Raw genomic sequence first — 20,690 nt, forward strand, 5'->3', positions numbered from 1 at the left:
TAGGGGCGAGCTTGATCGACTAAATTTTCCACCATTTTTTTTAAATCAACTTGTTGATAATGTAAATCCACGCCTCTATCTTGGATGCGTGAAACGCGTAATAAATCACGTACTACCTTGACCATAAAATCATTGCTTTGGTAGGCTTGATCAATTAAATCTAACTGCTTTTGAGTCAGCTTGCCATTGCGCGGCATTCTTAAACTGTCCAGCGTCCAACGGATGGCGGAGATTGGAGTTCTAAGTTGATGTGAAGCGACAGTTACGAAGTCAGATTTAATATGCCCCGACCTAAGTTCACTATTGTCTTGGCTGTTGATTTTGTTGCTCCTTGAGCCAGTTGCCATATAGACATAGTATAACAAAACTTGAGCTATTAAAAAAGGCTCAAACCTATTATGCTTGAGCTTTTTTAGTCTTTATTAGAGAATCAAAAGTTGAGGTGAAATTTCTTCAATAAAATGGAATTTAACTAAAAAGATTGATAAAACCAAAGCCAGGGCCGCTAAGCTTTGTAACACAACTTTTGGATGCTGAAACTTAATTTTGACAAAAATATTTATCATTGAAGCGGTGAATAAAAAAATAACCATAGCTAAAAAGAATATATTTGAATATTCAATAATTAACTGCACCAAGCTTCGCGCATCAGAATTAGATGTGGCCACAACTATCACTCCCTGACTTGCTTCTTGAGGAGAGTAATTAAGTGGAGTATCATCAGTTGGCTTAACCGTATCCGGTTTAGCCACCAGCTCTTCGCCGGCCACTTCACCTGTTTCAGACTCACCTAAACGAGTGCCCGGGAGTACTTCCGGCCTGGGCTGACGTGGAGTAACATTGGCGTCTGCCTTAGCTAAAGCATCAATTCTACTGGTGCCAAAAAACTGCACCAGCAAATCAGTTTGCCTGCCGCCTAGCTCACCGGTAACTACAGCGACACCGATATCTTGAAAATTTTCGTTTAAAATATTTTTTCGGTGGGTCGGGCTTTTCATAAATGCTTGGTGAATCAATTCAGCCGAACTAAAGTCTATCGCTAAATTTTCCCCGGCGTAAACGTAATCATACTCATCTTTATTAATCCACGTCCAAGGTTTAGCGCCCTCAGGCGTATCATGGGCAAAATAATCACGGTCAACCATGTCCTTGGCTTTGGCTAAAGCGGCTTTGGTGAGTACCGGATTGGTGGATAAGGTTTGAATCCCCAAAGCTTCACGTTCCACATTAGCCAAAGTAACAACTTTGGAAGTTACTATATTCGCGAGCTCAGCCGGTGAAGGATAGGTAAAAAATAATGCCCCAGTAACAAAAACTTTGATAACAACGACTATGACTAAATAATGCCAAAGCATTTTAGCGCGTACCGCATATGGCTTATGGTCGTTGTGTTGGGATGGAAAAAAAAATAAATTTATCCCGTGAAAAATATCAGATAGATACTTAATCTCAATCGCTTTACTAAATTCATCTTTAGTCTTACTTTTTCGGGCAACAAATTTTTTAATTTCTTTTAAATCAAGCTTAAATTGTTCAAAGTCAGAGATGTCTTTGCTAAGCTGTCGCAAAACATTGCGTCGGCGCGGCGACAAAAGCGTCAAAACTCGCGAAAAGATTCGCTGGCTTTGTTTAGATTTTTTACGTTTAAAAAAAGACATAAATCCAAATTTTTCTAAGATATTTGTATTATATCATAAAATTAATTTTTTGTCAATCCCGCTTAAACGCCGACGTGGTATAAGTGTTAGCCGCGGACCAAAAGTACCAACTCTCCCAGCCGCTATCATAGGTGGCTTGAATTTGAGCCAAGAGTTTGTCTTGATTATATACTGCACCTAAATCAAAATCTTGAAGCCACGGCCGTATCTTGGCTCTCTGCCCGTCTAAGCTAGCCCGCACCAAACTGCGATAGACTATCTCGTATGGATGCTCGGCCGGATTGGCGAAACCTTCAAAGCCATCCGGATAATGAGATGGGTAAACCATGGGGCTAATGTAATCAAAGTGTGGTGCCGCCGCCTCAATTGTTTGTCCGATATTTAAACCATCGTCGCGCCATAAAGTCATGCCAAATAAATCAGCCGACAAATAAGCCGGGCGGCTTTTCATTTTATTTGAGGTATATTCAAAGAAATTACCAATAACCTCATTCTTATCTAGTTCATGTCCGTCTTGGTAGGGGTATTGGATCGTCTGCAAATTTCCATCTGACGGGTAACGAATGTAATCAAAGTTAATTTCTTTAAAACCTAAATCAACCGCTTCTTTGGCAATCGCGATGTTATAATCCCAAACCTCTTGGTTGCCAGGGTCAACCCAAGACAAACCCTTATAATCGCGCCAAACTCCCCCACTCTTTGTCTGGACTGCCCATTCTGGTTTAACTTGGGCCAAAAAAGGATCTTGGAAAACAGCGATTCTAGCGATAGCGTAAATATTTCTTTTATCCAGTTCATCTAATAGGTCAGGCAGATCTCTTATTAGAACAAATTTTGAACCGAGCCGATTAACAATCGGAATTTTACTATCGTATAAAATTTTCCCAGTATAATCCTTAATATCAATAACTACGGCATTTAATTCGGTTGAATCAATTAATCCAAAAAGGTTCTCGCGCCGAGCCTTAGAAGCGGCCGTGTAGCCAGTCATGTAAATACCTTTAACAATCACCGGTTCAGGCAGTTCAACAGTTGTGTGCAAGCCAACGCCAAAAGCCAAATTAAAAATCAAAACGGCCGGTAAAATAAGAAACAATATGAACCCCATAGTCACGGTTCCATAAAAATCAGATTTAAGACATAAGTTTGCCGCTCAATCTAGCTTCAGCGACATTTTTAATATGGCGTCTAGCGCTTTCAATAATATTTATAGCATCGCCCAAAACCTGTTCAACGGCAATATTGGCAACCCCGCCGCTCAGCCTTTGCAAATGCTGCTCCTGCAAGTTCTCTGCTGTGCTTTTAATCTGCCCGCAAATTCCTAAAACTTTTTGGGCGTGCGCCTGGCCATCCTTATCGTCATCTAAAGAGTAAATTAACTCCCTTAAAGCTACCAACGTATACTCTGATATTTTTTGAAAATACTTGATCACGCCCTCGTCATATACTGACTCCAGCCTTTGCTGTAAAATCATTAAACGTTCTCCATAGTCAGAAATTTTTTCAACATCGTTAACGGTATGATAAATGCGCGGCATTCGCTTCGCGTCATTAGCATTCATTTCCGTTTGGCTTATCAAAGTTAAATAACGAAAAATATCAACTTGTAAAGTATCAACATTTTTTTCCAAACTAGACACTTGCCGCAAGTTGTCTTGATTGCGCCTGAATCCGTCAATCGACAGCTCAAAAACTTCCTTGGCAATGCCGAGCATATGTTTAATTTCTCGCACTACAGCTTCTATGCTCAATGAGGATGAATGCAGTAGGTTCTTATCAAGGTACCTTGGCCCTTCGTACTCAAAGTTATTCCCCCTTGGTGTTAACTTTAAAACCAAGACCTCCAGCTTAGAAACAAATGGTAAAAATAAAATGGTGTTAAAGACATTAAAAAATGTGTGAGACACGGCAATCAATAAAGTTACACTAGCGGCTGTCACTTCCACAGGGACAATTGTCCTTACTAATGAAGAAAAAATACCAAAATAGACTAAGGGCAAAGCCCAAGCCGCGCCAACTAAATTAAATATGGAATGAGCATTGGCTGCCCTTCTGGCGTTAGTGGAGCGTACGCTATAGGCGGCTAACTGAGCAGTAATTGTTGTACCGATATTATCGCCAATTAATATCGGCAAGGCGGCATCAAACGAAATTAAACCTTTCAGCGCCAGCAGTTGTAAAATCGCGATAGTGGCGCTACTGCTTTGTAATATTATTGTAAAAATTATTCCTGCTAAAACGCCTAAAATTGGATAATCAGAAAAATAAACAAAAAAATCTTTTAAAAGTTGACTGCCCTCAAGCGGCTCAAAGGCATCCTTCATGAAACCTAAGCCCAAAAACAAGATGCCAAAGCCAAAAATAAACTGCCCCCAATATCGGGTTTTATGGAGCTTGGCAAAATGCATTAGAAATATCCCCAAAGCGATTGCTGGCAAGGTATATTGAGTAATCTTAAAGACTGAAAAGGCAGAAACCAACCATGCTGTAATAGTGGTGCCAATATTGGCACCCATAATCACTCCTATGGCTTGCGTCAAAGACAAAAGTTGCGCATTTACAAAACCGACAATTAAAATAGTGGTGGCAGAACTGCTCTGGAACAAGGTGGTGATTGCTAAGCCAGCCAAAACGGCAAACAACCTATTTTTAGTAAAAAAATGAAGTACTCTCTTAAGCTTATCGCCGGCAACTTTTTGAAGCCCATCGGACATTTCTCGCATACCAAAAAAGAGGAGTGCCAATCCTCCCAAAGAGTAAAAAATAACGGTCTGCATCATAAAAAATATACCTTAATTATAGCACTAGTAGTTTACACGATTTTTATGTTATTTTCTACTTTAATCAAAACCAGCCCCAAGCGGGGCTGGTTGGTAAGTTGTTGGAGGGATTTTATTTCAGATTCTCAACCGGAGTCTCTGCAGTTGGTTTATTTGAATCGTCTATATCACTCTTTTTGGTTAATTCATAGATTAAATATACAATAACCAACAGTTGGAGCCAGCACCATGGCTCACCTAAAAGATAGAAGATAATGGTTGCGACCAAAGAAAGTACTGTTACTACCGCGAGCTTCTTTTTAGTTTTATCATCACCGTTGCGATGCTTGTACCACAAGGCTAATACCATCACAACGACAATTACCAGTAAAATCAAGCACCAGGGCAAGCCTTGGCTTGCGGTAGTTGCAGCGGTTGCGCTCACTTCTTCGATAACTTCATCGCTTACCGGCTCCGTTTCTGACGCCTCTTCTTCTACTTCATCTTGAGTTGGTTCAACATCGCCGTCGGCTTGGGCTAATAATTCCTCTTCAAATTCTACACCTAATACCTCGCCGCCGGTACCGCCCGCGGCATTGCTTGCTTCAGCGCCGCTGCCAACTTCAGGACCGCCAGTGCCTTCAGGCTCTTCTTCGCTACCCGTTGGACCCTCAGGCGTTGTACCGCCTGGTGTAATGCTTAACTCAATGCCTAAAACTTCTGGCGATGCCGCAGAGATTGGCCTAAAGTAGTAAGTTGTGCCAGAATCTAACCCTTCTATTACTACGGTGTGGTAGGTTACTTTGGGGTCAGTATCTGTGGTCGGAGTAGACGCGGCATAGCCATAATTTGGCGCTGACCCTAACTCTAAATCAGGATGTGACACTGTATCCCAAACCACGCGGCTGGTAGCTGGCTTGTTCGTGAACCATGTAATCGTGGCTGTAACCGTATCACTGCCAGCTTGTTCAGTATGAATAATTAGCCCGGTAAAGGCACCGCCGCCTCCGCCGCCTCCGCCGCCGCCATTTTCTTCGCCTTCATCGCCGGATTCATCATTATCATAATATGAATTGCAATCTGAATCTTCATGGTAGTCAATATCTCCGTCATCGTCATTATCGACGCCATCATTACATTCAGTTTCCCCCGGGTCGTTACTTTCATCATCTAAATTTGGATCGTAGGACTCTTCATTTTCAGTATCACCATCAGTGTGGCAGGCAGGGTCTTGTGAGTCAGTCAGCTCATCTTCGTCATTATCGGCCTCATCAGCACATTCAGTGCGGCGATTACCAAAATTAACATTGTCTTCGCTTTCTCCCTCGCCTAAATTCACCTCATGAGAAGCTACCGGATAGGTGTTAACCCAGCCTTCGTCAATTACGACTTCAATAACTTCCCATTCACCGGCGCCAACATTTAAGCAGTATCGCCCATCTTCGTTAGTTTGAGTATCAAAGAAAGTATCGCCATCTTCCGCCCGAATAGTCCAACCTTCTAATCCTGGCTCACCTTCATCCCATTCGCCATCACCATCTAGGTCAAAAAATTTGTACCCGCAAATATTGCCCTCTTCGGCATTATTTTCAATCCAGTTGCCAAACAGGACCTCTATTGACTCATTCTCTCCAACTTCCAAATAGCGGTAATGAGCGGTGGTATTTTCCCAACCACCTTTTAGTTCTTCAATTATCAAGTAATGACCTGCTTGAACGTCACCAAAACTATACAGCCCGTCACTGTCAGTTAGGGTCATGTCCATTCCGGCAACTTCATAAATCTTAACTTCTAAAGTACCTTCATTGTCATCCATTTTGTCTTGGCCGGTTTCTAACCAATCGCTAATAGTCAAGTTAGCGGAGGAATCTTGACCCTCATATACAGCGTAGTATTGATGACCAAGGTTAAATACTCCCCAATATATATCATCTTGATCAACATAAACATCCAGGGCGTCGTCAACTCCTTCGCGATTAAGATTTTCATCCCAAGTGGCTTGGTTGTCACTGCTTGACCATTCAACATCCGCGTATCGATTGCCAAAACCGTTAGTGCCAAATATATAAGTCCCGTTAGCTTCTAAAATATATATTTTTCCCGACTCTAGCGCCGCTACAGAATCACTGCCATCTGGATCGGTAGAATCAATCTCAACCGTTTCAATTAAATCACCAATTCTATAAAGGGTAATTTTCCAATCTTCAATACCGTCGTCACCTTCATCGCGGACACCATCGCCGTCATTGTCAAAATATTTATAACCGGCGACCGTTGACCCTTCTTCTCCACCGCCACAGTTTTCTTCGCAGCCTTGATCATTAACTAAATCAAAAGCGGCACATGAGGCGCGTAAACTATTGGTACTTGAGCCGTCTGGATACACGGCATGTAAGGCAGTAGCCGAAGTCACCGCTTCACTAAGCACTAAATCGCTATTCACCTCTTCTTCGTTAGAAGCTGCATCAACACCGTCAACTAAATCAGTGGTGGCGTTTGTTTCCGCGACCACACCGCCTTCGTTTTCTAGGACAACTTTGAACGATTCATTTGGCTGTACGCTGGCGGTATCTCGGCTGGCGTAAGAATCCCAGGAGAATAAGGATACCGAGTACGTACCGGCCGGCAAATCAACAGCTACCGGACCGGCTGAAGCTTCTGATAGACCCTGATTTGAAAGCAAGCCAGCGTCTCCAAAATCCACAATTGTCCTGCCTTCTTGCTCCTCAAACGGACAACTAAATTGCTGCTCAATACCACAGTAAGCACTGCAGCCATCTCCGTCTTCATTGTTGCCGTCATCGCATTCTTCCGCGCCTTCTTGGCGAATGCCGTCACCGCAGTAAGGTTCTGGCCCTTCGCCTTCACAACCCAATACACTAACATCATCAAGTAAAGTGCCGTAAGAATCGTGTTCTCCTCCGTCCTCAAAGGTAACTCGAGAAACTAGACTATCGGCAATGAAACTGAAGCCTCTTTCTTCCCAAATAGTATCGCCAGTAACATTGGCCGCGCTAACAGTATCTTTAAGCACACCGTTCACATAAACATTTAAAATGTTATCTTCGGCTCCAATAAACGGCCTCGGAGAAAATTGATAACTAACTTCATACTCTTCACCGGGTATAGTTAAAATATCTTGGTAAATATCAACCGAAGCTGGCTCTCCATCTAAACCGCTGTCGGGACCTGCCCAGTCAGTATCAAGTTCAGCATATTGGTCGCCTTCAGCCGGAGTCCAGTAACTATTGTGAAGCTCCAGCAAGGCATCATCTGGCCGAGATTCTAAACCAAATGAAGCCGGGACGGTTGAAACCCACTCAATGTTCCAACCCGGAACTAGCGGAGTGACGTATATATTCCATAAGTTGGCATGTAATACATCTGGCTCCTCAAAACCGCCGTTTTCAATCAATTCGGTAATTTCACACTCATCAACTTCTTCTTGGCATTCTGCGTCACAGCCATCATCATTTTCATTATTGCCGTCATCACATTGTTCCCATTCTAAATTCACCTCACCGTCACCGCAATATGGCTCGTCAATTAAAGTACACTGCCCGGAACATGATTGGTTTTCGCTCACTCCGCCTTCGCCATCACATTCTTCGCCTTCTTCTTGTATATCATTGCCGCACACTGGGTCTTCTTGTTCATTGCCGCAAAAAGTAATGTGGCTAATTGCGTGATCATTTTCATAAACTGTGCCCGCAGTGCCCCCTGACTCAACAGAAGTGTCGCCTCCGCGTTTAACTAAAACTCCATCAACCGCAGGGCTAGCCGTCCAATCAGCTTCTTCATCATCGCCGGTAACACTAGTGGTATAAGGACTAACATCGCCTTCTGCGTGCTCATACTCATCGTCGTCCCATTCCCACTTGGCTATACCAAAATCAAAACCGTTGGCTTGGCACTCTGTGTCGATGCCCCCGACTCTCGCTAAGGCAGGCGTTGCCACTGTTAAAGAGGCGCCATATATATGAAAATTAAATAAAATGGAAAAAAGAGCTAAATAAGGCGTGACCTTTCTTGAAAAAGTGCGAAGACGATGACCCATATAATTATTATTCAATTTTATAAACAAACTAATTATTAAATACGGCTCAAGCATTTTAGATTTACTTGACCCTCCTTAACGTTGAAATTCCCCGCCTCTAAATAACGAACCCTTCCAGTAAATTCAAGAGCTTTTGTTCAAGGTCAACTTACAATATTAGATAATTTTTGTCAAGGTAAATTATCCCGCTTATACACTGTTAAACAATTGCTAAGAAAAACCCTGATTTTTGTTAAATTATTACTTAATGTCTACATTAGTATAGACATAAATTGTTTAGAGTTACAAACTAAAAACCAATCTATACTTTACTATCCTGAGCCAAAATCAGTGAATACCACAAATGCGCAGAATCTTTAAATTGCAGAGGCATATTGGTTATAGTGCCTAATATTAAAATTTTAGACTTTGGCTTTTTGTCCGTGTTACAATAAGATAAATTTTATGACCTTAATTGTTATCATGTTGTCTATTATTTTAGGCCTAGCCGGGTTGCTAGTGACTGGGTTATATTTAAATAATGTAAGCGATGAACTATCTGACAACTTTCAGTTTTGGAATTTTTTCTCACGCCAAGAATATCTCCATCGCTCTCAAAAAATTAGAGATTATTTATTAACGGTTATTTTAATTATTATTCTTTTGGGGGTTAACATTTTCGTTTTAGATAATCTAATGCCAAGAATTTGGCTGGCAGTAATATTCACAATCTTGGCAGTGCCTTTATTTATCACTAGAAAGTATATGGCTTTAGGATTTTTAAGTATTTTATTATTACTGCCAATTATTTTTTTACTAGAGTTTGCCAGTCAAACTGGGCTTTTAGGGTTGCTTATTTTAATTTCAATCATACTTTTGGCACCGGCTTTAGTCAGACAATTTAAGGGGGGCCGATAAATCAAATTAACCCAAAAACGCCAATCGGCTTTTTTTAATTGCTCGGGGACAGGGTATCCTTCACTTAAGTTTCGGACTACCTTTTCTGCCACTCGAAAAATCTTTCTTTAAAGCTACTGAGATAAAACGTTTATACCAAAGGCTTTGCCCGATCCAGTTTTAAGATAGCGCTCAAAATCTTGAGCCTCATTGGCAGTTAAAAAAGCTGCATACCAAACAAGCCGCCATGGCATATGTGACTTAGTAGATCTGACTGCACCCTTATTATGTAATTTAAGACGATCTTTCAGATCATTCGTGGATCCAAAGTAAAAAAATATGAGATTTTGAGCTTAATAGAATGTAATAATAGTGCATGCAATTCTGTAGCTTTAGCGAAAGATTGCTCCGCCGAGGGGCGAAGCCCCGAGGCGGAGAACTCGTATCATCCTATTTGGCTCGGGGACAGGGATTCGAACCCCGATTACCTGGACCAGAACCAGGCGTCCTACCATTAGACGATCCCCGAATATAAAAACGGTCACACTAACCGAATTATAAAATTTTTTTTAATCAACTACTTTACCGCCGAAATTTTGCAGCACAGTGTCCACTGCGTTATTTTTCTCATCCGGCACTGATATTTCTAGATCTTCCACAATCACGGCGTCAATTTGCAAATCTTTACCAAAATGCCGAGATAAAATGTTTTCTAAAGCTTGCTTGTTACTATTGTCATCAATTCGCTCTTTGTGAAATTTAAACTTAAAAGGAATTGTCAACCTGGAATCATGAATCTCGCTTGGCTTATGCATGCGCAAGGTGCTAGCTAAAGAATGGTTAACTTCTTTAATCGCCGCCACTACTGCCTCCCATTGATTTAATACTTCCTTTAAGCTAATTATCTGGCCACTCGATTTTTGAACCTTAGTTTTTTTGGTTAAACTCTTGATTTTTTTGCTCTCGCCGGCTGGCTTGGGAGTTGCCTCAACCGTTTGGGCCGAAGGCTTCTTAAAAACTATCGGCTCGTGCGGCTTAGGCTTAGGCTCACTGCTAGATATCGTGCTATCTTTTGATCTTAAATGTGACAACGAAGATTCAGGTTCAATTATCTTCACGACAGCGAGCTCTAACGGCAATTGCTGAATTTGAGAATATTTCAAAGACTGAGATGCTTCAATCAAAATTTCAATCATCGCCTTCAACCTGCCAGCCTCAACGTTACTCAAAAGCGTATCTATCTGTTTTTCAACACTTAAATCATGCTCCACCGAAAACTGATTAAGTTTTGGATTCACTTTTTTAAGCAACATCTTTCGCAAAAATTCTACTACATCAGAGCTAAACGACTTTAAGTCTCCGCCCTCATCAACTAATTGATTGACTAGCTCCAAAGCTTTGGTAGCATCGGAATTAAGAAGAGCGGTAACAAAATTAACAATATATGGCCAATCAGATTCAGGCAAGACTAATGAAGCTTCTTTTTGTGTAACTTTTTTGGTACCCAAACTCAATAACTTGCCTAGCAGACTTTCGGCATCGCGGACTGATCCTTCGGCATTATTGATGATATTTCTTAATACATCATTGTCGACTTGTTTATTCTCCTGCTCCGCCATCCAAGCCAGCCGTTTCATCAAGTCACTGGCGTTAACTCGTTTAAAATCAAAACGCTGACACCGTGAAATTATGGTCGTTGGCACTTTGTGAATTTCTGTTGTAGCTAATATAAAAATCGCGTGAACTGGCGGTTCCTCTAAAGTTTTAAGCAAGGCGTTAAAAGCTTCAGTGGTTAGCATGTGTACCTCGTCAATAATATAAACTTTAAACGGCAACACACCGGGTGCGTACTTAACCTTTTCTCGCAACTCACGAATTTCATCAATCCCGCGGTTTGACGCCGCGTCAATTTCAATCACATCAATCGCCTTGCCTTCCATAATTTGCTTGCCAATTTCGGCTAATTCCTTTTTAGCTTTTTTACCTTCGCCACAATTTATGGCTTTAGCTAAAACTCTGGCTGTTGTTGTTTTGCCCACCCCTCGAGTCCCGGCAAAAATATAAGCATGGGCAACTTCGCCTGAAGCAACCTGGTTTTGCAAAGTTATTTTAATATGATTTTGTCCCACAATCTGATCAAATTGTTGCGGACGATATTTGCGATATAAGGTTTGAGCCATAGTATTTAACTATATAGGTTTACCATAAATTAAGGAAAATTAAAACGCCCTAGGATTAGGGCGATTGCGGTAGATCCTTAAATTAACCCCGCTTGATAATGTTTTCAACCGCAGCCCATTGGCTGTGACCATTTTTAGGGATCAAAATTACAACCTCATCACCGGGCACGCCAGAAAAGTAAGTCACTGAAGCTGTTAATAGCCTCCATTTACTGTCGTTTTTGACGGCGTAGTACTCACCGGTCATATCATTTTTAGCCAATGTGGAAATTACTTTTTTCCGCGGCGTTGGGCCAATCTGTTTATATATAAAACTTCCGTCGGTAGTAATCGTCAATTTTAAAATATCACCCTCTACTAGCTTAGATTTTGAAGCGTAGTTAGCTGGAACTGAGTATTCTTGGCCGTCAGAACCAATCATAATCTGACCGTTAAATACTCCTTCAACTACCCGCGCGCCGCCTTCTTCTTCCACTGGCTGTTCAGTCTCATCGCCATCCTGAGGATAATCGCGTAAAGTTCCGGGATCCCCAAAACCCTCAATAAGCTTTAGGGCATTTTTTACGTTGGCTTCAATAATTTCTAAAACTTTTTGTAAAGATTCAATTTTTTGGGCTAAAATTTCACCTTCCGTTTTGGCAATTTCAACCTCATCGGCTATTTTTTTGGCTGCCTTAGCCTTAGCGTCCCCCATATTTTTATTTTATTTGAGTTTAAATCTGTTTTAATTTGTTTCTATTTTAGCTAAATTTGTTTATTTTTATTTGATTTTATTTTGATTTTAAGTAAATATAATTCTACTACATACCGATTTTTTGGGCAATAAGCACCTGTGCATTGAGAGTGGACAAAAAATTATGTATAATATATTCAATTTAACCACATGTCGACAATCCAGCAATTAGATTTTAAACACTTTACTTGGACCAATATTACTAATATTGGTGAAAATGAGTTGCGTTTTATCCGTCAAAATTTTAATTTTCATCCGCTCGACTTGCAAGATGTTTCTTCTGAAAACCAACGGAATAAAATAGACACTTATAAAAATTATATTTTTGCTGCCTTTCTGTTTCCAATATACAACAAAACCAAACAGCAAATGACGACCGCTGAAACCGATTTTTTTGTCGGCAAAGATTTTTTTGTTACTGTGCAACGGGAAAAATTTGGCGTGATTAATGAAATGTTTAATATGTTAAGAATTAATGAGGTGGCTCAGAACAATTATAATTCACATACCAGCAGTGAGTATTTATTTTATGACATTATGTTTAAACTTTACGATAAAATTTTTCCAATGCTTGATCATGTTAGCGAAGCTTCAAAGGAAATTGAAGAAGCAATTTTCAGCGGCCGGAAGGTAGGGCAAAATAACGTCAGGCGCATTCTGACCATCCGCAGCAATTTAACCGATATGCGCAAATCAATGCAAGGGCATAAAAATGTTTTAATCAAAGCCTTGGAGACCTTTCGTGAAAATAGTAATTTTATGATGAATAGTTCAGACCACTATTTTGAAAACTTGATTGACACTACCAAGGAGCTTTGGAGTATTTTGGAAAGCAGCAAAGAATACATCGAAACATTGCACGAAACTAACACTTCCCTTATTTCCTTTAAACTCAATCAAATCATGAAAACGCTAACCATCATATCAGTTATCACTTTCCCGATAACTTTGATGGCGGCAATTTTTGGCATGAATACAATTAAATCCATGCCTTTCATTGAGAACGAATACGGCTTTTGGGTAGTTATTGCAATGATGGTTTCGGTGGCAACTTTAATGCTTGTGATTTTTAAAAAGAAAGGCTGGTTTTAATTTGTAATTCGCATATCTCATCACCACAAATAAACTAACGCGGGCTAAGCTAAATATGGATGCCGGCATTGATTTTGTGAAGAATAGGATTTTTATATCTAGGCGTCGTAAAATAAATATAAAACCTAAAATTTTAGGTTAAAATGGATTCTATCTCTGCCAAGGATTGCACATACATTAATTGATGCCTAACCTCCTTAGCATTAGGCATGCCCTTAACATACCAAGCTAAATGCTTACGCATTTCAACTATCCCCCGACTATCCTTAGCGTCAAAGGCTAATTGGGAATGTTTTAGTGCCACGGACGTAATTTCTTCTAAAGTAGGCTCTTGGTATTTTCCGCCCGCTAAATAATCACGGACTTGTTTGAATAGCCACGGCTTGCCGTTAACGCCGCGGGCTAAACCAATGCCATCGGCCCCGGTTTTATCTAGCATGATTTTGGCGTCCTCGGGCGTGTAAATCCCCCCATTCGCGATGACTGGTATATCTAGCATTTCCTTGATCGCCTTTATTTGGCCATACTGTATCTCGCCGGCAAATTTTTGAGCGTACGTTCGCCCGTGAATTATCACCCCGGTAATATTTAAGTCTTTAACTTTATTGATAAAAGTGACAGCGTCAACATCGTGCACGCCAGCTCTAATTTTAATTGATACAGGCAAGTTGGTGCCTGCCAACGTAGCTTTAATTATTTCTCGGCCCAAACTAACTTGGTTCATCAGCGCGCAGCCGCCGCCTTGGGTAAAAACTTTTCTGGCTGGACAGCCAAAATTAATGTCGATGCCATCAGGCTTTAATTCTTCGGTTATTTTTTTAGCGGCAAAATTAAAATGCTTCGGTTCACTGCCAAAAATTTGAATGTTGACCGGCCGTTCGCCATCGGAAAATTTCATCAGTTCCATTGTCTTTGCTATGGCCGAATCTGATTTGGCATAATATAATGCGGTCGCAGAGGCAAACTCCGTATAAATTATATCGGCGCCAAATGACTTGCACACTTCACGGAACGCAAAATCAGTCACCCCCGCCATCGGAGCCAGTGCTAAAATCGGCTCATTTTTATGTTGTAGCTCCTGCCAAAAATTTTTCATACCCAACCATACCCTATACCATTATTTATATATTATCAAGAATTCTGCTATACTGTATGAAACATGATACTTATTTATACCACCCACAAAAATTTGGTCCAAGCTAGAAAAATAGGGAAAATTTTACTGACCAAAAAACTGGTCGCTTGCGCCAACTATTTCCCAATCTCGAGCTCCTATCGGTGGAAAGACAAAATTATTAACGAAAGAGAAGTAGTTGGGTTATTTAAAACAGCCAATGAAAATTGGGGACGAGTCAAATTAATTATAGAAAAATTGCACCCTGACGAGGTCCCCTGCATTGAAAGGCTTGCGGCTGATGCGAATCCAAAATTTCTTCAGTGGATAAACAATGTAACCAAAATTACCGACTAACTTATAATTTGGTAATAAATTAAAATAGTATGCTTGACCCAAACCTAGCCGCCAAAATTGTTTTTATCGCCGGATTAACTAATATCTTTTTTTTAATTTTAATTTTCTTTTCCTGCCGCTGCCTAAGCGGAAAACTAATTGCACCGCTGATGGCGAAACCCTGGTTTAGAAAATTCTATCAATGGCATTGTTGGTACTGGTGGGGCTTTTTTATCTCGGTTCTCATTCATTCCATTTTGGCATTGTACGTCTACGGCAATCCGTTTTAAATACCGATCAGCTTTATAAAATACCGCGAGAGCGGAATTTCATTTTTTACTGACGAGTGGAATATCACGAGTATCTTCTATGCGATACCCTTTATTCTCGATTAATTCTCGTAACTCGTCTGATCTTTCCCAGTTTTTCATTTGTCGGTTAATTTCTCTTTCTTTTATTAAAGCTCTGACCTCAGAACTTATTGTAATATCGCTGGAAACTCGGACCTTTATTGTCGGCGTTATTTCGATAACATTAAATACATTTACCTTCAAAGCGTTCAAACCCAAGCCGAGCACATTATCAAAACTTTCTAAAGTTGCTCGCTTATCGGCTGGCTTTATTTTAGTGTCTTTAACGATCTCCCAAGCAACGGCAACCGCTTGAGGCGTATTTAAATCATCATACATAGCATCCTTAAACTTATTAACTGCTTGACGACTTGCCTTGCCGCCATGTGGCCAAGTAATGACCTGGCTTGCGAGTTTACTCATAGCATTATGCGCTGCTTTCAAGCTGCTCCAAGAGAAAACTAATTTTTGCCTGTAATGAGTCATCAAAGCTAAATAACGATAAGCCAATGGCGAATAACCTTTATCCATTAATGATTGCAAGGTCACAAATTCCCCCTTAGACTTTGCCATTTTCGCCTGGTCTGACACTACTAAGAATTCGCCGTGTAACCAATAATTAACGACCGGCTTGCCAAAAGCCGCAATATTTTGGGCGCGTTCGTTGGTGTGATGTATCGGGATATGATCAATGCCGCCGGCGTGAATATCAAAATGTTTGCCTAAGTATTTGGTGGAAATAGCCGAGCACTCCAAATGCCAGCCTGGAAATCCCGTGCCCCACGGCGATTCCCATTCCATAGCACGATGAGTGTTTTTTGGTGAAAATTTCCATAACGCAAAATCAGTCGGGCTCCTTTTTTGGGCATTAACGCCAACCCGAGCGCCAACTTTTTGCTGAGATAAATTCAGGCGAGCAAGATTGGAATAGTCTTTAAACTTTGACGTATCATAGTACACGCCGTCATCTGTAGTGTAAGTAAAACCATTTCTTTCCAATTTCTTTATTAGTTTAATTTGTTCGCCAATCGTATCGGTCGCTTTAGCAAACTTATCTGGCGTAATAATGTTAAGTTTTTCAATATCTCTATTAAATGCTTGGGTATAATAATTTGCAATCTCCCAAACTGTTTTCCCTTCACGCTGCGCGCCTGTTTCCATTTTATCTTCACCCGTATCAGCATCAGAAGTTAAATGACCAACATCAGTAATATTCATAACATGCCTCACTTTATAACCAGCTAATACTAAAACGCGTTTAAGGATGTCTTCAAAAATATATGTTCTTAAATTACCGATGTGAGCGTAGTTATAAACTGTCGGACCGCAAGTGTACAGCCCGACTAGGCCTTTTTTAATCGGTCTAAAAACCTCCTTTTTGCGGGTTAATGTATTGTATAGGGTTAGCTTTGCCATTCTGGCCCTTGCCTCACTAATAAATCTTTAGCCTTTTCAGGGTTAGCCATAACTTCTTTAACAATTTTTTCCGTCCTCACTCCCTGGGAACCTTTAATCAAAATGAAATCACCTTGCCGCATTCGATCTTGTAAAAAACGTCCGGCGGCTGGAGCGTTGTCAAAGCTAAAGATTTTACTTTTACTCATCCCGGCTTTGATTGCTCCTTGGGCAATATCCGTTGCTTTTTCACCGACTGTTATAAGGTCGGTAATTTTCAATTTCGCTAAAGTGTGGCCGAGTTCAAAGTGAGCTTTTTGAGTGTAGCTTCCCAATTCCAACATATCACCTAAAACCGCGATGGTTTTTCGCCGGGCGGCAAGCTGTTTCAGTGTATTTAAAGCTTCTACCGCGGCTTGGGGTGAAGAATTGTAACTATCATCAATAATCGTTGTATGTTTAACGCCTGGTAAAATGGTCATCCGCCCTTTTGGCGGGGTTAAATCTTTAAGCGACAAGACAATATTACTTAATGGAATCTTTAAAGCGATCCCTGCGCTAATTGCAGCCAAAATACCGTAAAGGTGGTGCCGGGCGATAAAGTTAGGCAAGATCAAAGAGCATTGTTGGGCATGAGCTAAGACAATGGCTTTAAGGTGAGGGTCCTTATCATAAACTAAAGCTATATTGTTTGCTTGAACATCACTTTTTGAAATAATGCCATAGGTCAAAAATTTCTTATGATAACGGCTTTTTAAATCAAGCACTCTTTTGTCGTCAGCGTTTAGGATGGCTGTGCCGTTAGATTTTAAGTATTGCAGCAAACTGCCTTTTTCGGTCGCTACACTTTCCACGCTTTTAAAAAACTCTAAATGAACGGAGCTAATCGCGGTAACAATCGCGATATCGGGCGGTGCAATTTTTGCCAAATAGCCAATATCGCCTGGGCGGTCGGCAGCCATTTCTAAAACTAAAACATCCGGATACGCGGCCGGGATTAAAACCATCCGCACACCTTTAAGTATTATCAAAAACCAACTCAGCCATGAAGATCCGCCGCTAGTTGATCCGATGATCGTCAGCGGAACTCCAATTTCATTGTTATAGTTGCCGCTAGTTCCGCGCACGCGATAACCGTTATCTGAGACTATCTTGATAACTGCATCTTTTGTTCCGGTTTTACCAACACTGCCGGTAATCGCAATAACTAAAGGGCTATGTTTTCGCACCACTAGCCAAGCAATGAGTCTAAGTTTAGCTTGTAATATTTTTCTAACCATTAGATGGTGGGATTTGTAAATGATTAACTAAAAATGCTGCGACCTCCCGAAATACATTGGTGGCAGAATCCGAAGCGTATCTCACGGCAGTTGGCTTTTCCAGTTTAACTAAAATAGTAAATTGTGGGTCTTCAGTCGGGCCAAATCCAACAAAAGTATGGTTTGTATCAACGCCGTAGCCGCCAGACGGGGCAGCAATCTGGGCTGTCCCTGTTTTGCCCGCCAAATAATAACCTTCCACGCCAGCTTTGCGGCCAAGCCCATTTGTGATAACCGAAGTCAACATACCGCGTAGCTTGATTGAAGTAAGTTTGCTGATAACTTGTGATATTTCTTGGACCGCGGTTTTGTCAATTCGCCCATCGCCAAAATGGATTTCATCAACAATATAAGGCTTTACCAGTTTACCATCATTCGCTATCGCCGAAAAGGCAGCGGCTAGCTGGAGGGGCGTAACAGTAATGCCTTGTCCGTACGAAGCGGTTAACGTATAAATGTCTCCTCTTTTGTCTAGGCTGGATATATCGCCACCTAGTTCATTACTTAATGCGATGCCAGTTTTTTTGCCAAAACCGAAATTTTCAATATATCTTTGCATGTCTTTTTTGCCCACTAAATCAGCCACATATATAGCGCCAGTATTGAGTGATTGTTCTAACACCTGAGTCATAGTTTGCTGGCCGTGTTTTTTTAAATCCGCATTACGTACGGTAAACGGACCGATTTTGACTTCGCCTTCGTCAATATAAGTTGAATTAGGTTCGACTAAACCAATATCCAAGCCAGCCGCCATAGTAATGGCTTTAAAGACTGACCCCGGTTCATAAGGAGAAGATATCACTGGATTGTTATAAATATCAATTGATTCAACTTGATTAAACACATCAGGATTATAATCAGGTGCACTGCACATTCCAATAATTGCCCCCGTTCTTGGATCCATAACTACTACCGACCCGTTAACAGCGTCGTATGTTTCAACCGCGCGGGCGATGATTTGGCAGATTGTAATTTGAACCCTTTTATCAATGGTTAAATACAAATCAGCTCCATTGGTAGCCGGGTCTTTTTCACGTTCGCCGGCAGTCACAAACGAACCTTGGGCGTCGACTGGTGAAACCAATACGCCCTCCTTGCCGTACAATTCATCGTTAAAATATGATTCCAATCCATACTGTCCAACCGCCTTGTCATCAATAGTTCGAACAAAGCCAAAGAGATGACCGCCTAAACTGTTTTCGGGATAGTAGCGATAATTTTGCGGGATAAAACCAACCCCGCTTAAATTTTTGGTTTGCAAAAGTTCAATTTCCTCTTGGGTGGCTTGCTTAACCAAGGGTTCGTAGGGATCCTTGTCATCGGCAATTTTTTGCAATAAGGGTTGCCACTCTTGCGGCGTTAAATCAAAAATCGGAACGATAGTATCAATAACTTTATTCGGGCTTTCTACTTTGTTCGGCTCAGCATAAACTAAAAAAAGTTCTTGGTTTGTTACGGCCGGAAAATATTCATACGCCCCGTCTTCCAATCTAGTTTTGACAAATATTTTACCGCGGTTTGGTTGTAGCTGTCGCAAAACCTGCTGCCTCTTGTCTGACAATGATCGATAATAATCATCCTGAACAATTTGCAAAAAAGATAATTTAGCAATTAAAATGACCATCGCAACCAAAAAGATGGCCTTCAGCACAAATATGCGGCCATCTGATAAATTAGCAGTTTTGTAGCGATATTGCCCGATTATTGAGGCCATGAATTATTCATTAAGTGCGACGGCGTTATCTGTAATGGTTAAGTAGGTAACAGAACTGGCTGAGACTAAATTTAAATCGGCGACTTTGCCGTCAATGGTTTTTGAGGATTGGGCTTCAAGGATCTGCGTTTCTAAATTCGAAGTTGATGTTTGTAGGCTTTTTAACTGTTTTTCTAATTTTTCAATTTGATAACCCTTGGTCGAAACACCATTAGTTAAAACTAGATAAGCGGCTAAAAAAACTACGACTAAAGCGCCCAGCAACTTTTCGATGTGAACTGGCGGGAATTTAAATTTAATTTGGGTCCGCCGTTTGGCTTTTACCGGATTAGTTTTTTTAGCAAGTAAGAAGAAACGAGGCATAATTTTGTTTTATTTTTATATTTTTTCTGCCACTCTCATCTTAGCGGAGCGGCTCTTGGGGTTTTGATTTATTTCGTCAAAATTAGGAGTAATTGGTTTTTTCGTTATCAGTTTAATTGCCGCTTTGTGTTGGCATTGGCATATTGGCATTTGTTTGGGGCACAAGCAATCTTTAGATTCTTGCCTAAAATAATTTTTGACAATTCTATCCTCCAAAGAATGAAATGCGATAACTGCTAGGCGGCGTCCAGGATTAAGCAGATCCACCGCATCAGGTAAAACGCTTTTTAAATTTTCTAACTCATCATTCACGGCAATGCGCAGGGCTTGAAATACTTTGGTGGCCGGATGACTTTTGGAGCGCCGATTGTACTTAGCGCCATACACTGATGCGATTAAATCAACTAATTCAAAAGTGCGTTCTAATTTCTTAATCTTACGTTGGCGAAAAATTTTGGCAGCGATTTGCCTGGCTAACGGTTCCTCCCCATTTTCTTTAAAGAGCAAAGCTAATTTTTTTTCTGGCCAAGTATTGAGTATGTCGGCCGCTTTGATCATTCCAGCTGTATCAAAGCGCATGTCCAGTGGCGCATCTATCGTAAACGAAAATCCTCGTTTTGGATCCTTGAGCTCACCCGTAGATAGGCCCAAGTCGAATATGATGCCATCAACATTAGTAATTCCCTGATCATATATTTTTTGTTTTAATTTTTTAAAGTTGCTTTTTACTAAAGTGACCTTTGG

16 protein-coding genes, 1 tRNA gene and 2 pseudogenes (2 of these 19 cut by a window edge) are annotated in these 20,690 nt (G+C 40.9%); 4 read left to right on the top strand and 15 right to left on the bottom strand.

Annotated features, from left to right (window positions below; translation table 11 throughout):
* From COT81_00985 to COT81_01005, 5 genes and pseudogenes are all read right to left on the bottom strand, one after another.
* Nucleotides 1-347: pseudogene (locus COT81_00985) on the bottom strand (hypothetical protein); it reaches 1,516 nt to the left of the window's first position.
* A 75-nt stretch (nucleotides 348-422) separates the two neighbouring features.
* Entirely contained in the window at nucleotides 423-1,658 is a 1,236-nt protein-coding gene (locus tag COT81_00990) for a hypothetical protein (protein ID PIS05457.1), read from the bottom strand.
* A 52-nt stretch (nucleotides 1,659-1,710) separates the two neighbouring features.
* A complete protein-coding gene (locus COT81_00995) occupies nucleotides 1,711-2,766 on the bottom strand; it encodes a GTP-binding protein (protein ID PIS05458.1) in 1,056 nt (351 codons plus the stop codon).
* A 25-nt stretch (nucleotides 2,767-2,791) separates the two neighbouring features.
* Nucleotides 2,792-4,438: a hypothetical protein gene (locus COT81_01000; protein ID PIS05459.1), complete on the bottom strand. Its 1,647-nt coding sequence runs from the start codon at nucleotides 4,436-4,438 to the stop codon at nucleotides 2,792-2,794.
* A gap of 112 nt (nucleotides 4,439-4,550) precedes the next feature.
* The gene (locus COT81_01005; GenBank protein PIS05460.1) at nucleotides 4,551-8,528 is read right to left on the bottom strand and encodes a hypothetical protein; all 3,978 of its coding nucleotides are present in this window, start codon (nucleotides 8,526-8,528) and stop codon (nucleotides 4,551-4,553) included.
* Between the two features lie 390 nt (nucleotides 8,529-8,918).
* Between COT81_01005 and COT81_01010 the strand changes: the two genes are divergently transcribed.
* On the top strand, nucleotides 8,919-9,371 hold the full coding sequence (locus COT81_01010; GenBank protein ID PIS05461.1) for a hypothetical protein: 453 nt from the start codon (nucleotides 8,919-8,921) through the stop codon (nucleotides 9,369-9,371).
* Nucleotides 9,372-9,484: 113 nt separating this feature from the next.
* Here COT81_01010 and COT81_01015 read toward each other — a convergent pair whose 3' ends face one another.
* The 4 genes from COT81_01015 to COT81_01030 all read right to left on the bottom strand — a co-directional run bounded on the left by COT81_01015 (nucleotide 9,485) and on the right by COT81_01030 (nucleotide 12,224).
* A complete protein-coding gene (locus COT81_01015) occupies nucleotides 9,485-9,691 on the bottom strand; it encodes a hypothetical protein (protein PIS05462.1) in 207 nt (68 codons plus the stop codon).
* 114 nt (nucleotides 9,692-9,805) lie between these two features.
* Nucleotides 9,806-9,879 (bottom strand) — tRNA-Gln (locus COT81_01020).
* 40 nt (nucleotides 9,880-9,919) lie between these two features.
* A complete protein-coding gene (locus COT81_01025; protein PIS05463.1) occupies nucleotides 9,920-11,530 on the bottom strand; it encodes a DNA polymerase III subunit gamma/tau in 1,611 nt (536 codons plus the stop codon).
* 82 nt (nucleotides 11,531-11,612) lie between these two features.
* Nucleotides 11,613-12,224: a hypothetical protein gene (locus tag COT81_01030; protein PIS05464.1), complete on the bottom strand. Its 612-nt coding sequence runs from the start codon at nucleotides 12,222-12,224 to the stop codon at nucleotides 11,613-11,615.
* A 189-nt stretch (nucleotides 12,225-12,413) separates the two neighbouring features.
* On the opposite strand from COT81_01030, the gene COT81_01035 reads away from it, so the two are divergent.
* Nucleotides 12,414-13,355, top strand: coding sequence for a hypothetical protein (locus COT81_01035; protein PIS05465.1), 942 nt, complete (start codon nucleotides 12,414-12,416; stop codon nucleotides 13,353-13,355).
* A 133-nt stretch (nucleotides 13,356-13,488) separates the two neighbouring features.
* On the opposite strand, the gene COT81_01040 is transcribed toward COT81_01035, so the two are convergent.
* A complete protein-coding gene (locus COT81_01040) occupies nucleotides 13,489-14,451 on the bottom strand; it encodes a tRNA dihydrouridine synthase DusB (protein PIS05466.1) in 963 nt (320 codons plus the stop codon).
* A 63-nt stretch (nucleotides 14,452-14,514) separates the two neighbouring features.
* Here COT81_01040 and COT81_01045 point away from each other — a divergent pair, with 63 nt between their 5' ends.
* Nucleotides 14,515-14,826 carry a divalent-cation tolerance protein CutA gene (locus tag COT81_01045; GenBank protein PIS05467.1) on the top strand — a complete coding sequence of 104 codons (312 nt, stop codon included), beginning with the start codon at nucleotides 14,515-14,517 and terminating at the stop codon, nucleotides 14,824-14,826.
* Nucleotides 14,827-14,855: 29 nt separating this feature from the next.
* Entirely contained in the window at nucleotides 14,856-15,095 is a 240-nt protein-coding gene (locus COT81_01050; protein ID PIS05468.1) for a hypothetical protein, read from the top strand.
* A gap of 39 nt (nucleotides 15,096-15,134) precedes the next feature.
* On the opposite strand, the gene COT81_01055 is transcribed toward COT81_01050, so the two are convergent.
* From COT81_01055 to COT81_01075, 5 genes and pseudogenes are all read right to left on the bottom strand, one after another.
* On the bottom strand, nucleotides 15,135-16,571 hold the full coding sequence (locus tag COT81_01055) for a cysteine--tRNA ligase (protein PIS05469.1): 1,437 nt from the start codon (nucleotides 16,569-16,571) through the stop codon (nucleotides 15,135-15,137).
* Nucleotides 16,559-17,830: a hypothetical protein gene (locus COT81_01060; GenBank protein PIS05470.1), complete on the bottom strand. Its 1,272-nt coding sequence runs from the start codon at nucleotides 17,828-17,830 to the stop codon at nucleotides 16,559-16,561. Before COT81_01060 ends, COT81_01055 begins: the two co-directional genes overlap by 13 nt.
* Nucleotides 17,823-19,583 (bottom strand): hypothetical protein, encoded by a 1,761-nt coding sequence (locus tag COT81_01065; GenBank protein ID PIS05471.1) that lies wholly within the window; start codon nucleotides 19,581-19,583, stop codon nucleotides 17,823-17,825. The genes COT81_01060 and COT81_01065 overlap by 8 nt, the downstream gene beginning before the upstream one ends.
* 3 nt (nucleotides 19,584-19,586) lie before the next feature.
* A complete protein-coding gene (locus COT81_01070; GenBank protein PIS05472.1) occupies nucleotides 19,587-19,946 on the bottom strand; it encodes a hypothetical protein in 360 nt (119 codons plus the stop codon).
* Nucleotides 19,947-19,961: 15 nt separating this feature from the next.
* A pseudogene (locus tag COT81_01075) lies at nucleotides 19,962-20,690 on the bottom strand (16S rRNA (cytosine(1402)-N(4))-methyltransferase) (it continues 168 nt past the right edge of the window).

The sequence above is a fragment of the Candidatus Buchananbacteria bacterium CG10_big_fil_rev_8_21_14_0_10_42_9 genome (assembly GCA_002773845.1).
In the GTDB taxonomy this organism is placed as follows: Bacteria; Patescibacteriota; Patescibacteriia; order Buchananbacterales; family 21-14-0-10-42-9; genus 21-14-0-10-42-9.